General features: G+C 43.7%; 9 protein-coding genes. 3 read left to right on the top strand and 6 right to left on the bottom strand.

The genetic code is table 11. From position 1 onward, the window contains the following. Positions 1–306 precede the first annotated feature (306 nt). The 3 genes from IPM95_05060 to IPM95_05050 are packed head-to-tail and all read left to right on the top strand — an operon-like array spanning position 307 to position 10,274. A complete protein-coding gene (locus IPM95_05060) occupies positions 307–7,653 on the top strand; it encodes a proprotein convertase P-domain-containing protein (protein MBK9328686.1) in 7,347 nt (2,448 codons plus the stop codon). A gap of 42 nt (positions 7,654–7,695) precedes the next feature. Continuing rightward, complete coding sequence (locus IPM95_05055; GenBank protein ID MBK9328685.1) at positions 7,696–8,667, top strand: gliding motility-associated C-terminal domain-containing protein; 972 nt, start codon at positions 7,696–7,698, stop codon at positions 8,665–8,667. A gap of 47 nt (positions 8,668–8,714) precedes the next feature. Continuing rightward, positions 8,715–10,274, top strand: coding sequence for a PorP/SprF family type IX secretion system membrane protein (locus tag IPM95_05050; protein ID MBK9328684.1), 1,560 nt, complete (start codon positions 8,715–8,717; stop codon positions 10,272–10,274). A 67-nt stretch (positions 10,275–10,341) separates the two neighbouring features. Here the strand turns inward: IPM95_05050 and IPM95_05045 are convergent, their stop codons facing one another. The 6 genes from IPM95_05045 to rpsP all read right to left on the bottom strand — a co-directional run bounded on the left by IPM95_05045 (position 10,342) and on the right by rpsP (position 14,628). Then, positions 10,342–11,082 carry a CHAD domain-containing protein gene (locus IPM95_05045; protein MBK9328683.1) on the bottom strand — a complete coding sequence of 247 codons (741 nt, stop codon included), beginning with the start codon at positions 11,080–11,082 and terminating at the stop codon, positions 10,342–10,344. 89 nt (positions 11,083–11,171) lie between these two features. Next, the gene (gene rplS / locus IPM95_05040) at positions 11,172–11,528 is read right to left on the bottom strand and encodes a 50S ribosomal protein L19 (protein ID MBK9328682.1); all 357 of its coding nucleotides are present in this window, start codon (positions 11,526–11,528) and stop codon (positions 11,172–11,174) included. Positions 11,529–11,586: 58 nt separating this feature from the next. Next, complete coding sequence (trmD, locus tag IPM95_05035) at positions 11,587–12,267, bottom strand: tRNA (guanosine(37)-N1)-methyltransferase TrmD (GenBank protein MBK9328681.1); 681 nt, start codon at positions 12,265–12,267, stop codon at positions 11,587–11,589. Between the two features lie 30 nt (positions 12,268–12,297). After that, positions 12,298–13,227, bottom strand: a complete 930-nt coding sequence (locus IPM95_05030) for a hypothetical protein (GenBank protein ID MBK9328680.1) — start codon at positions 13,225–13,227, stop codon at positions 12,298–12,300. A gap of 120 nt (positions 13,228–13,347) precedes the next feature. After that, positions 13,348–13,845 (bottom strand): 16S rRNA processing protein RimM, encoded by a 498-nt coding sequence (gene rimM / locus IPM95_05025; protein MBK9328679.1) that lies wholly within the window; start codon positions 13,843–13,845, stop codon positions 13,348–13,350. Positions 13,846–14,049: 204 nt separating this feature from the next. After that, entirely contained in the window at positions 14,050–14,628 is a 579-nt protein-coding gene (rpsP, locus tag IPM95_05020; GenBank protein MBK9328678.1) for a 30S ribosomal protein S16, read from the bottom strand. Between the last annotated feature and the right edge of the window lie 79 nt (positions 14,629–14,707).

The raw sequence follows: 14,707 nt of genomic DNA, 5'->3' as shown, positions 1-14,707 counted from the left end.
CAACACTTTTTTTGTTAAATGAAGAAGTTGATACCCTTATTTTTATGTAGGCACCACACTTTTTTAATTCATTTAATGCACTCCCAGGCCTAAAATAATTCTTTTCAAAGACGTATTTAAATACAAAATCAATTACCCAAAAAAGGGTATTTTTTATACATAAGTCCTTGATTTTCCCTTGTTTTATAATATAATGTTCTACTTTTCCACAGTCGTTAGCAAAAGTTGTAAAAATAAAATTTTAAAATTGTGCTAAAATTAACACTAAACTATTACCTTCGTTATTAAAAGTTAAAATAACCGATTATGATAAGCAGAACAAAAACCAATCATTTTAAACTTCTCGCTTCGCTTTTACTGCTAGTTCTTCTGGTAGGCTGGCAGAGTGCTATTGCTCAGACAATAAACTTGGAAGTTAGACCCTCGCAGGGAGCACTCGTCTCCTCGGGCAGCTACGGTAGTAATTGCGGTGGCAACGACTGCGGTGGTTTTGGAAACGAGCCCGACCCACGTATTCAATTCAGGGCAAAACACAGTGGCACTGCATCATGGGGAGGAACCTATACCGCATCAGCGGATGATGTGGGATGTGGAACCTGGCTAGGTTATGCAGGTACTTCCCAGTTTACCGGTATAGGAATAGCCAATACGGTGAATGTTCAGATAAACGGATATGAAGCGGATGGCTTTCTGAGCGGTGGTGATGACGGAAACTGCGGTGGATTAGGCAGTCCTAATTCCGGAGCGAATAATGTATCGATTACTTCCATCTCACCTTGTGCTTATTCTGCTGTTCAGACTTCTTTCAGATCCGGATGTGCATCGGATGACGTGACAGAGACCTACGGGGCAAGATGGCAGTGGAGATGGACATGGAATGAAGCCAGTTTGTCAGATGCTAACAGTGGCGGCCCTATCGCATTAAGCGTGCCGTCAGAGGCTACTATCTGTGCAGGCGGCGATCCGAATGTGATTAACAATTCTGTTTCACCTAGAGACCCGGATCCGACAACCGGAGCTATTGAAAATGTTCAGTGGCAGCAAAGAATAAATGCCGGTGGCTTCACAGATATTGGTGGTGCTACAGCAACAACATACAATCCGGGTGTATTAAATTTAGTGGGTGGTGTAACCACTACTTACACTTTCAGAAGGAGGGTTCAGTTTTGCAGAGATGTCGATGACATTTTTGGTATCTCCTTATATAAAGACATCTATTCTAACCAGATAACCATTACGGTTAAACCGGATCCAAATGATCCTACAGCTGATAAAGCACCTAATGCCAATCAGGTTTGTCCAGGTACTTCACTGACATTGCAAAATCCACAATACGGCACTGAATCAGGTGCTTCCTGTGCATTTGAATATCAGTCCAGTATCAATGGCGGTTCTACCTGGTCAGCTTCTTCGCCGGCAGCTCCTTCTGTTACGGCTACAGGTTCTGATAACAGAATCAGAGTGAGAGTTTCTGCCTGCGGTAACGGTTGCGCTGCCAGTAACTGGGTAGAGTATGCCTGGTTGGTAGTGACAGACACTACGGCACCCGTTGTATCCGGTTTATTGTCGATTTGCGAGGGAACAGGTACCAGCCTAACAGCTAATGCGCCGTTGGCTTCAACGGTAAGATGGTATTCCAATCCGGGTTTGACAACTTTGGAAAATGTGGGGCCAACTTTCAATACTCCTTCCTTAACAACTACAACAACCTATTATGTAACACAAACGCAGGGAACCTGCGAAAGCGCTGCTACACCGGTGACCGTTACGGTAACACCGTCCAGCGGTTCAGCAATTGTATTGACTGCAACACCTAATCCGGTAACTGCAGGTAATACTGCTTCTCTGTCTTCCACCTCCTCCAGTACCATCTGGTACAGCGATGCGGGGATAACCAGAGTAGGGACAGGTACTACTTATAATACCAACCCATTATTTACCACCACCACTTTCTATGGCAGAGATTCTGCATTCGGTGCTTGTGCTACCATCAGTTCTGTTGTAGTGAATGTGTTGGCTTGTAATATTCCGGGACCAACCGTTACAGGAGATTTTACCTGTTTCAATGGTAACGCAACTTTAACGGCTACACCTAACAATGGTCAGAATACCGTTCATTGGTATGAAGGTTCTGATGTAGGTTCTTTCCTGGCTTCAGGTACAACGTATGTCACACCTAATCTGACACAGAATACCTATTATTATGTCAGAGAAGATGATGGTGCAGGTTGTTTGTCAGAACCGGTTCAGGTATTGGCACAGGTAAATGCATATTCCAATTTTGTTCATCTTGTCGATAATGTGGTAGGATGTACAGGCCAGCCTTTAACACTGAACTTCACTGTGGATGCTCCGGCTCCGGATACCGCTATTTATTTTGACGTGTTTATTTACAATAGCTCCAGTGTGCAGATTGCTGGAGGTAGCTTTGGACCAATTAATCAGGCTTCCGGTTCTGATCCTCAGGTACTGACATTATTTGGCTTTGCAGCAGGTGATTATTCCATAGATGTTCGCTACAGATCCGTTGGACATTCCTGCATTGGTGCCGTTAGTTTAGGTACTTTCCAGGTGCTGGAAACGCCGCTGGCTCCTGTCGGACAAAATGCGGGTGTGTGCGAAGGAGATGTGGTTACGTTATCTGTAACGGCTGATCCGGGTGCTACCGTAAAATGGTATGCAGATGCTTCTTTAGAGGTGCCGATTAATTTTGGTGCTCAGCATATCACTACACCTATCACCTCTAATACCTCTTATTGGGTTACTCAAACGGTGGGGGGCTGCGAAAGTCCTGCCACTCAGATTGACGTAACACTGTTGCAGGTAATGCCGGATCCAGCTGTTTCTAACACCGTGGTGTGTGCAGGCAGTGCTGCTACCCTGACCGGTGCAGGCGCAGGCGGTCAGTGGTCTACCGATCCGGATTTTGTAGATATCGTGGGTTCAGGTGACAGCTATACAACACCTGCCCTGGCTCAAACGACTACCTTCTATGTAAGAACATTGCCTGAGACAGGAGCTTTCTGTCCTAGTGCTATCATACCTGTTACCGTTAGTGTGATTAATGATCCATCTAACCCTACAGTGACTGCCAGCAGTGTTTGTGCAGGCAGCAGTGCGACCATTACGATAGCAACTTCTGAAAATGGCATGGTTGTACTTTCTGCTGCTGATGGAACTCCATTAGACAGCGTGGATGTTACAACAGCTCCTACATCTGTATCCTTTACGGTTGCTGCAGGGTCCATTCCTTCAGCAGGTACTTATACATTCTTAATTATACAAAGAGGTGCAACAGGCTGCTTGTCCAGTCCGGTTGCGGTGGTGGTTAATGTCACCGACGCTCCGGCAGCACCGGCCGTTACTTCCAGCAACAATCCAATTTGCTCCGGAGATTATGCCGACAGAAGACCGGTGCTGGCAGCGGTTACAGCTTCCTTGGTGCCGGGTGCGAGCGTTTACTGGTACAATACAGCTACGGCTACAGTTCCGGTTCACGAAGGCAGATGGTTTGAAGTGCCGCAGGCAGCTTTAGGATTTAACTTTGGAAATGCACCAATAAGAATCCCATTCTGGGTACGTCAATCCGTAAACGGATGTTTGAGTGATACGGCTCGGGTTACCGTTGTTTTAAATCCGGAACCTACTTATTTAGGATTTAATGTGGATCCGTTCTACCAGCCGGTATGTTTTGGTGGCATTGCTGAAATTGCACTGGATACGACAGGCAGAGGTAACAGTACTTTCTATTGGGCATTAGATCCATCGTTGTCTTCAGCTAGCTTCATTACAGATCCGACATTATTTACAACACCACAGAATTATAACTTAACAACCTATTATATTATTGAGCGTAATCAGTATGGCTGTTATGCCAGAGAATTCAACTATGCTACGGCACTTGTTGAACCGGTTATTATTCCATCGGTAACAGTTCCTGATGTTCAGCCTGTCTGCGAAGGCGAGGATGTTGTCATTACCGTGACATTACCGGAAAATACGGATGACATAGTTGTCGGTATACCGGGAGGTCCGGTCATATATACAGGTTCTACCACCGGTTTTGGCGGAGGTACTTTCACCTTGACCATTCCTGGAGCAGCATTTCCTCCGGGCGGCGGTGATTTCGGATTATACGTTGAAAATTATTCCGATTTGGGCTGTGAAAGTGAAAGAACTTACTTTAACGTTCATATCAATGCAAGACCGGATGCTCCTGCCGCAGAACCTGTTACAACCTGTATCGGTCAGCCGGCATTCTTAACGGCAGAAGGTGAACAGGGTGCTGATATCAGATGGTATCCGTCCGATGATTTGATTAATGCCGTTCAGGTGGGTGCTGAATATACAACACCACCTTTATCCCAAAATACCACCTATTATGTTACTCAGAGCTTAAACGGTTGTGAAAGTGACCCGGCAATAGTAGATGTAACCGTTAACCCTGCACCTGAACTGCCTTTTGGCACGCAAGGATACACCATTTGTTTAGGACAAACGGTTCCTCCGGGAGAAGGCTTACAGGGAAATTGTTCCGGTACGGTTGCTCCTCCGGTGATTACAACGGTTAGCATTCCTGTTGCAGTAACTTCCACACCTTTACCGGTGGTGATTGGACCGGATGCACTTTTCGCTGGTACAATTTCTTTTGATGCCTCTTCCATACCTGCCGGTGCAACTATCAATAAAGTGACATTGTCCGTTGATATGTACCACACATGGGCTGCAGATATTTATCTTAAACTGAATTCACCGGCTGCCACATCCGTAGATGTAACAGACCCGGGTTGGACTACAGGCGGCTCCAGTAACTATGGTGCGTCAGCTGGGGTTGCAGCGAATTACATTTTTGATGATGCAGCTGTAGATTATCCACAACCAATTGGTACGGCAAATTATATCCCTTCCGGTTCTTATAAATCGTATGATTTACTGAGCGCATTTAACGGTCAGGATCCTTCCGGAACCTGGACATTGGATGTCGTTGATTTAGTAGGTTCAGATGATGGATTTTTAAATGCAGCTACCATCAACATTGATTATACATTAGGAAGCACCAGCACGGCAAATGTTCCTGCTGCGTCAGTTACTCCACCTATAATACCTATTGGTCCGGATGCAGGTTCTCCTCAGACGATTACCTTTGATGCAACGGCTTTACCTTCCGGTGCTACCGTTACCAAGGTTACAATAGATGTCAAAATGGCGCATACCTGGGGTGGTGATGTTAAATTAGACCTTGCCTCTCCTTTGTCTTCCATTCAGCTAGTCAATAACAATGGAGTTGGCAGTGATAATTATGGAACAGGAGGTACATCACCTTTATTATATACATTTGATGATGCAGCTGCTGCTACAATTACGGCTGTAGCAGGTTCTGATATTCCTGCCGGTTCCTATAAACCGAATCAGGCATTGTCAGGATTTAACGGACAATCTCCGCAAGGAACCTGGACACTTACAGCAGATGATTTGGTAGACGGAGACGGCGGAACAATAACTGCTGCTTCCATTACGATTACTTATTCTGAACCAGGTGCTTCTACCGGTAATACAATAACCTGGTGGGATGCTCCTGCCGGCGGCACTCAGGTGGGATCAGGTAATCCGTTTGTTCCGGCTCAATACGATACACTGGCTCCTGGTAATTATACGTTCTATGCTCAGTGTGATTCCAATTCAACCTGTGCAAATACCCGTGTACCGGTTATCTTTACCGTATTGCCGGCTATCACAGCTCCTGTTGTAAATCAGGTTGCTCCGATATGTGTCGGTGAAACGGTTACATTAACGGTGAACAATCCTGCTTCTCAGGTGGAATGGTATGCAGACAGCAACCTGACTATCTTATTGCATGTTGGCTCAGTATATACCACTCAGCCTTTAGGCAGCAACACTACCATCTATGTGGTGAATAATAATGGTACCTGCAACAGTGCAGCTACCCAGGTGGATATCATCGTAAACCCAAGACCGGAATTACCGGAACCTACGGTTGATGGCTATGTTTATACTTGCTTTGATACACCGGTTGCTGTATCAGTAGATAATCCAAACGAATATATTATTAACTGGTACGCAGACAAAGGAGGAGAGGTATTATTAACAAACCATTTCAATCCTGACGATGAAAACGGAACATTTACCACACCAGAAATTTCTTCTTGGACTATATTCTATTACGACGCAACTGACCCTGTTACAGGCTGCCGAAGTGTGATGGGTAATGTGGAAGTGAAATCAAGACCAAAATTCGAAGCACCTAGAGTGCAGGATATTACCGTTTGTCAATCTGAGAATCCGACAGATAGTATCACATTAATTGCACATGTAACTTTCCCGGATGATATCTTATGGGATGATGATGATTACAATGATTATCTCATTTCTGCAGTTCAATTCTATGATAATTTAGGTAACCCGATTGGAGATCCTCAGTCTATACCTTTATTGTATGGTAGTTTAGATGCAACCGCAACTCTTACAATTTCACCCGCTGATTACGGATATGATGTTGCAGGAACTTACCAAATTGAAGCTCAGACATTTACTATATGGCCGGAATGGTTTAATGATGACAGAGAATGGTGCTATTCGGATTACGGAACAGGCACACTGACCGTTGTTCCTACACCGGAAGCTCCTAGTGCTCGTGGCACCGTGATTTGTGCAGATAACTCTACACGTTTGGTTGCTTCTGGTCAGGATAGTGCAAGTTTCTTCTGGTACGATGATCAGGCACTGACACATGTTGTACAGGAAGGTGCGGAATATATCACACCTACACTTTCTAATACTACTTCTTACTGGGTTACTCAAACGGTTGACGGTTGTCAAAGTGCAGCGACAGAAGTGGTGGTAACGGTTAATGCATTACCGGAAACGCCTGCACCAACCAGCAATGCTCCGCTTTGCGAAGGTGCAACGCTGGAATTGTTTGCGAACGTACAAGGTGATTACACTTATTTGTGGACTGGCCCTAACGGCTTCACTTCTACAGAACAGAATCCTACGATTGCAGATGTAACCGAGGCTAATAACCAGGGTGTATATACATTGGTTATTACAGATACAGAAACAGGTTGTCCTTCTTTACCGGGTACTACTTATGTAGAAATTTACCCTACACCGGAACCGCCATCAATCAGTTCCAATAGTCCATTGTGCGAAGGTGAAGACCTTATTCTGACAGCATCTGCTGTAGATGGTGCGACTGAATATAACTGGTATGGTCCGGGGGATGTTTTGTTGGGAACTACAACAGATCCTACATTTACAGTTCCGGCAATTACGGTAGCTCAGGCTGGTCTTTACAGTGTAACTGTAACAGTAAACGGATGTGTTTCTCAAAAAGCTACGACTACAGTAGTGGTTAAACCTAAACCGGCTGCTCCGATTGTACCGGCCGATCCGGTTCAGGTTTGCGAAGGTGAAGATGTATCATTCTGTGCGTCTACTCCTGAGAAAGGTGCAGTGTACAACTGGTACGGTCCTAACGGATTTGAAGCGAATACCAACTGTATCACATTATCGAATGTTACTCCTGTTCAGTCCGGATGGTACAAAGTATGTATCACGGTGGACGGTTGCCGTTCAGAAGCGGATTCAGTGCTGGTGATTGTAAATGCTGCTCCGGTTGCGGATAGCGTATGAAGCAACTCACCACTGTGCGAACATCAGACATTGAACTTGTTTGTGACAGTTGACAATCAGGATGCACCTTACGCTTACCATTGGGATGGCCCGAATGGATATTCTTCCGAAGAACAAAATCCTTCTATTGCAGATGTAACAGAAGTGGATGACCAGGGTTTTTACACAGTAACACTTACTGACACCATAACAGGCTGTACATCTAAATACACGATTTTAGTTGAAATCTACTCATTCCCTGACAAAGTAATCGCTGATAACGATGGTCCTGTCTGTGAAGGCGGTAAGATTAAATTAAACGTTACAAATGTATTTGGCGGTACCTATCATTGGACAGGTCCAAACGGTGAAACATTTGATATTAAGAATCCGGTGTTAGATCCTGCGGATACATTATTTACAGGAGTTTGGACAGTTACAGTTACACTGCCAGGTGGATGCGTTGATTCTGCCACAACAGATGTAATTGTTTGGCCGAATCCGGTGGCACTGGCTGGTGAAGATGATTCTGTGTTACAGGGTACCGTCTACCAATTGAACGGCGGTTCAGTAAATGATCAGGGCATCACATTCAACTGGACACCAAATGACTTGCTGAACATCGATAATATCAAGAATCCGTTCTTCTTTACAGACAGTCTTCCGGAACCAAATCCTTATCCGCTGGTATTTACCGTTTGGGATAAAAACGGATGTATGGACAAAGATACGGTAGAGATAAGGGTGATACCTGACCTGATACTGATTATCCCGGATATCATCACACCGAATGGCGATGGATTGAACGATACATGGGTTATACCTCATATTGAGAACCTCAATAATGCGGGTATTCCATATACGATTCAGATATTTGCCCGTGGCGGTGCATTGCTGTACAGTTCATCAGCCTATAACAACGGCGACGGATTTGACGGAACATATAGTGGCAACACACTTCCGGACGGTGCTTACTGGTTTATCATCACAACGCCAACGAAGACATATAAAGGTGCAATCCACATTAAAAGATAATAGGAATGAAGCGAATTAATAGTAATAATCTAAGTAAAATCATAAAAATGAACATACATAAAATCATCAGCTTAGCAGCCTTGTTAGTCGCAGGAATCCAATTGTCGGATGCACAACAGCTACCAGTTTATAACACGTACTTTCTCAATCCATTCCTGTACAACCCGGCGAGGGCAGGTACGGACCCGGATGGCGGCAGGATCAATTTAGGCTTCCAGAAACAATGGGACAGACAGACAAACAGTCCTATGAGTGTTTATGGTACCTGGGATGGCCGTATCAAATCCGGTAACATGGCTTTGGGTGCTACCATCCAGCATGACAGGGCAACCAATAAATGGGAAACCACAACCGGAAGTTTGGCCTATGCATACCATATTTCTTTGACTAAAGACAAAGCGCATGTTTTAGCAATAGGGTTGCAGGCAGGGGTGAATTCTGTCAATCTGAGACCTTTTTTAGCTAACGATCCTTTAGATCCGAAAGCATTAGGAGGAAGAAGTATCGCTTTTGATATGTCTATCGGTATCAACTACCACTGGAAAGGCTTGAATGTCGGTTTCTCGGTGCCTCAGGTTATTGGCAACAAAGCTAATTTTAAGTCGGTTGATCCTGCTCTTTCTTCAAGTGTGAGATATCAACGTCAATTTATCGGTATGGTCAGTTACGAGGCGGTGATAGGTAAAAAGAAAGACTGGACATTGGCACCTTTTGTCATGGTGAACTTCATCAAGAAATCATTGCCGGTGTATCTGGATATCACTTTGATGGCTAAATACAAACAGTTGGTTTGGTTGGCGGTTGGATACAATAACGGTGGTGGTTTGAAACCGACAGGTGAAGGTAATGGCTTTATTTCGCCAAATGCTGCCGGTATACATGCTACAGCCGGTACCAGTATCAAAGGGTTGGTTGATATCAACTATACATACAAAGCGCCGGTTGGCAGCAAAGGCAACATGAACTTTTCTCAATTGGGTTCTACCCATGAAGTGTTATTGTCTTTCCGCCTGAAACGCAAAACAGATCAGTCTGAGTTCGAAAAGAACAAGAAACGTACGGATGAAGAGATTGCTAAGGTGAATCAGAAGGCAGAAGATGCTGACAAGAAAGGGGACAAGGCTATTGCTAAGGTTGACTCGCTGGGTGAAGCGCTCAACGGACGAATTGACAGTGTAGAAAGTACGGCAAACAATGCATTAACCACTGCGAATAACAATACCAAAGAAATCGAGAAGGTATCTGCCCGTTTAGATAATATCGTGTACAAAAAATTCGGTTCTGTGTACTTTGAAGTGGACAAAAACGAACTGACAGACGAAGCTAAAGCCAGTCTGGATGCGTTCAAGACCAAGTTAGGTGATATGAAAGGTAACTACTTCATCTATCTGGCAGGTAATGCTTCCAGCGAAGGTTCAACCAGCTACAATCATGCTTTATCTGCTAAACGTTGTGACGCTGTAAAACGTTACCTGGAAGGTGCAGGGATCTCTCAAAGAGTGTTATTGCTGCCTTATGGAGAAAACTCCTGGGTGACTGACAAACAGTCTAAAGAAGAAGACAGAGCTCAAAACCGTCGTGTAGATATCTACCTGAGTGGTGAATAAGAAAATCTGTTGATTCATAAATAAAAATGCCTCCCAAGCGGGAGGCATTTTTTGTTGAGCGGCCGTATTATACCAGTGTCAATAGGCTGTTCTTTATGGCATCTGCATTGCGGGAGCTTTCCTCCAGCAGTTTGTTGATGGGCCTTCTGTTGCCGGGTTGAATAGCTTCCAGATAATCTATCAGTACAAGTTTATCGTGCCAGTTGCCGATCCTATCCTGAAGCGTATTGTACCGGCTGAGTTTCCGTTTCTGGATGAAACCCGGCTCCATATCGGCAGTATATTTTAACCTTTTTATCTCTTTACGGATGTCATGTAAAACAGCTGCGGTATCCGGGTGCTCGATTTTATATTGGATGGCAGCCTCTTTCTCTGACAAATACTTCTTTATGCAGTCTGCAGTCAGACGGGATGTATTCCTAATCAGCTGTTTTTCAAAATTCCTGACAGCATGCAGGATTGCCGGAATATGTCTGCACAGCCGGTCAATAGATTTCAGCTTTTTAGCTTCCGCTGTAGCTGCCTCCGGGCAGGTAAGGGATATCTTGTTTTTTTCCAGTAATTGACCTATGATATCCGAGTCTCTGACCATACCTGATTCTTTGTAAAATTTCCGGATTTTTTTGAAAGACTTACTCGTAGGGATGTCCGGATGGCAGGATTTGGCCAGCAGATACAATGCCTTTAGCTTCTTGAATTCCACCCTGAACTGATGCAGCGCTTCCGGATCTTTAATGACAGGATAGGTCTTCAGGGCATTTCGTAAGCTTTTAAATCGGTTGGCAATATATTTCTTACAGTTACTCATACCGGCAATACCTGGGCTTTGACTTTCAATATAAAAAAAATCCCGGCATTTTGCCGGGATTTAATGTTAACAGGGGATACCTGATATACTTATTTGCTTGCTTTAACAGCTTCTTTGATGCGGGATGCTTTTCCTTTCAGTTCCCGGATGTAGAAAATTTTTGCTCTGCGTACTTTACCCACCTTGTTGACTTCGATTTTGTCGATATTTGGCGACAAAAGCGGGAAGATACGTTCTACACCGACACCGTTGGATATTTTGCGAACGGTAAAGGTTTGGGTAGTCCCGGTACCTTTGCGCTGGATAACATCGCCGCGGAACACCTGGATACGCTCTTTGCTTCCTTCAATAATTTTGTAATGCACGTTTATATTGTCTCCCGCCTTGAAATCAGGGATATCTTTCGTTGCTGTTAATTTTTTGGTTAATTCTTTTACCTTGTCCATCTCGATAGATTTTTAGCGTGTGCAAAGATACGCAGTTTCTTCTAAAAACCAATGTTATTTAATCGTTTTCTAACAAATCCGGTCTTCGTGCTTTGGTACGCTCCAAAGATTGCTGAAATCGCCATTCTTCAATCCGCTTATCATTTCCCGAAAGCAGGATATCGGGTATTTTCCACCCGTTGTAGTCTGCCGGGCGGGTATATACAGGCGGTGCCAGCAGATTGTCCTGAAAGGAATCCGTCAGTGCGGACGTTTCATCATTCAAGACACCGGGAATCAGCCTCCCTATGGCATCCACCAGGACCGCTGCCGGCAGTTCGCCTCCGGAAAGGACATAACTGCCTATCGAGATTTCCCGGGTCACGACGTGTTCTCTCAGTCGCTCGTCAATGCCCTTGTAATGCCCGCAGAGGATGATAATGTTTTTCTTTAGGGATAAACCGTTGACGGTTTTTTGCGTCAGTAATTCGCCGTCAGGTGTCATGTAGATGATTTCATCATACGTTCTTTCCTGTTGAAGCGCAGAAATGCAGCCTAAAATAGGCTCAATCATCATCACCATGCCTGCCCCTCCACCAAACTGGTAGTCGTCAATCTGCTTGTGCTTATTGGTGGCATAATCCCGGATATGGTGCAGGTGTATATTGAGCAACCCTTTGTCTTTTGCGCGTTGCAGGATGGAATGCTCAAAGAAGCTTTGCATCAGATTGGGTACGGCGGATAAGAGGTCGATTCGCATGGCTATAACAATGCCAAAGTTAGGTAAATTCTAATAATTGAACAGAATTCGCTGTTCAATATCTCCGAGGTCCGGATTAAGCAGACTTTTCAGATAATATTGAATGGTGGCTGATGTGACCCTGTTCTGATCATCGAATTCGTATGTAAATTCAGCACATTTCAAGTTTACGGGATTGCCCATGTATTCACTAGCATAGACAACACGGGCCAGTTGATTGTTTAACTTCGGAAGCGGTAATGCGGAGACAAACCCAAATAAATTGCTGGTATTGGACGGATAAGAATAGGGTATGGCATAACCGGACAGGCTCATTAAGCCTGTAGTATTACGCTGCTCGTCTTCAAATATGACTTTGTACTTTAAAATCGCATCTAAAGATGGCATATCATGATTGTTTCCCTGATGAATGATCATGGAATCCTGATTCGCACTGACTACCTGAAATTGAAGTGAATTGGAATTAATTGAACCAAAAGCATCCAAAAGCCTGAAGCCGGAAAGGATACTGTCCATACCTGAAAACGATTGGTAGAAAAATCCATTGTTTGACCAGTCACCTGCACTTGCAGTTTCATTCGTGAAAAGATTATAGTAATCATGCAATTCGATAATACGGCCTGAATTATCCAGTTTAATTACAGGTGCACGGGAGGTATCCAAATCAGAACTGGAATTAACAATCAGACATTTTAAACTACTGTAAAAAGAAAAATCTATTGGTTGAGTTACACGGGCACCATTTGGATTAATGTAGGTAATGCTGTCATAATAAACAGGATCAGTATCAGAATGAAATTGAAGAGTCATAACAGTAACAAAATCGTGAACAGTGGTATCCATTCTTTGGATAATCATCGATACCGGAGTTGTATTCACAGTTATATTTTCTTTCATGCATCCTGTAATGCTGCTTAGTATGACTATTGTGCTGACAATACCAATGGATTGTATTTTCATAAAACGCTTTTTCCGAATTTAATTGATTTTTTCCAATTTTGTAGATTATAAAATGAAATAGTGCAAATCATTTTTTTTAAGGATAAATCAATTGGTTTTGTAAGAAGTAACAGTAAAATACTAAAAAACATCCAGAAATCCGTCCGGTAATTTCATTTCCACGATTTTTTTCTTTTCATCTATTTTCAGGATAAAATCATCGTTTAGGGGGATTAGGATTTCTTTTTTATCCCGGAAAATCTGTGCCATAAACTGGAACGGCAATTCAACGATTTTTTCTATGGTTCCGATGGTTCCGGCAGTCCGGTCTGTCAGCTCATATCCTGCCAGATGGGCATATTCTTCCTCATCCAGTATCTCCGTCAGGTCGTCATCTTTGGCAAAGATGTCTTTTCCCTGCAAGGGATGTGCTTTTTCTTTGGAATCGATTTCTTCGAGCAGGATAATCGCCTGACTTTCGGAATTGATGTCTTTGGAGGTGATGAAATAGGGGAGATTGTTGATGAATATTATGCTCAGCTCTTCAAAATCATCCATGTAAAACTCGTCAATATAAATCTTCAGGTTTCCTTTGTAACCATGTGTTTTCAGTACTTTTCCAATTCTAATCAGTTCCATCTTCAAATAATTGACTTCAACCTCTTTCTGTACCTTCTCCGGATGGAGATTCGGACAATGCAAATCTATAGAGAATTGACGATAATAAATGGTAAATACGCAGCGTTTATCACCGACCGTGTTCCCCTCTTAAGAGTGGATATGGGGTTTGTAAAAAAAATCCCGACATAAAAGTCGGGATTATAATTGTATTGTCAAAAAATATTATTCTGCGTTTTCAGAAGTTTCGGCCGATGCTGTGTTATCTGCAGTAACATCTGCAGCATCCTCCACAACTTCAGTTGCAGCATCTGCTGTAATTTCAGCTGCAGTTGTTTCATCTGCAGTAGTTTCTTCAGCCGGCGCTTCTTCTTCCACCACTTCTTTCACTTTTGCAGGTGTTTTTACCACCGCTTCAATCTTAGCTTTTTTAGTGGCTTCCGCTTTGTTTTTGTGCTCGGAAACCTTGTTTTCCTTTTGCTCCAGCCATGCGTTGAATTTTGCTTCCACATCTTCCCCTTTCACCACGCCCATTTGTACACCACGCAGTAAATGTTTTTTGTACATCGCCCCTTTGTAGGAAAGGATTGCTTTAACGGTAGAGGATGGTTCCGCACCGGTTTGAAGCCATTTTACCGCTTTGTCAACATCTAAGATGATGGTTGCGGGGATGGAGGTTGGATTGTACGTACCGATTTGATCGATGTACTTTCCGTCTCTTCTTGCACGGCTGTCTGCCGCTACAATCTTGTAGAAAGGCGCGCCTTTGCCGCCATGTCTTTGTAATCTTAATCTTGTTGCCATATAAAAATATGTTTTAATTTTTTAATGCCTGAAAAGCCAGAAATGGCACTCAGGGTTTGAAAATGAAGTGCAAAGATAG

It is taken from the genome of Sphingobacteriales bacterium (genome assembly GCA_016719635.1).
Classification (GTDB): domain Bacteria; phylum Bacteroidota; class Bacteroidia; order Chitinophagales; family JADIYW01; genus JADJSS01.
Note: the sequence above shows the minus strand (reverse complement) of the source record. Positions and strands in the feature narration are given on the sequence as shown.

Excerpts from the sequence above, each read along its gene's own strand:
- rpsP (MBK9328678.1), bottom strand. The coding sequence starts at position 14,628 with ATGGCAACAAGATTAAGATTACAAAGACATGGCGGCAAAGGCGCGCCT.
- IPM95_05030 (MBK9328680.1), bottom strand. The coding sequence starts at position 13,227 with ATGAAAATACAATCCATTGGTATTGTCAGCACAATAGTCATACTAAGC.
- rplS (MBK9328682.1), bottom strand. The coding sequence starts at position 11,528 with ATGGACAAGGTAAAAGAATTAACCAAAAAATTAACAGCAACGAAAGAT.
- rimM (MBK9328679.1), bottom strand. The coding sequence starts at position 13,845 with ATGGAACTGATTAGAATTGGAAAAGTACTGAAAACACATGGTTACAAA.
- trmD (MBK9328681.1), bottom strand. The coding sequence starts at position 12,267 with ATGCGAATCGACCTCTTATCCGCCGTACCCAATCTGATGCAAAGCTTC.
- IPM95_05060 (MBK9328686.1), top strand. The coding sequence starts at position 307 with ATGATAAGCAGAACAAAAACCAATCATTTTAAACTTCTCGCTTCGCTT.
- IPM95_05050 (MBK9328684.1), top strand. The coding sequence starts at position 8,715 with ATGAACATACATAAAATCATCAGCTTAGCAGCCTTGTTAGTCGCAGGA.
- IPM95_05045 (MBK9328683.1), bottom strand. The coding sequence starts at position 11,082 with ATGAGTAACTGTAAGAAATATATTGCCAACCGATTTAAAAGCTTACGA.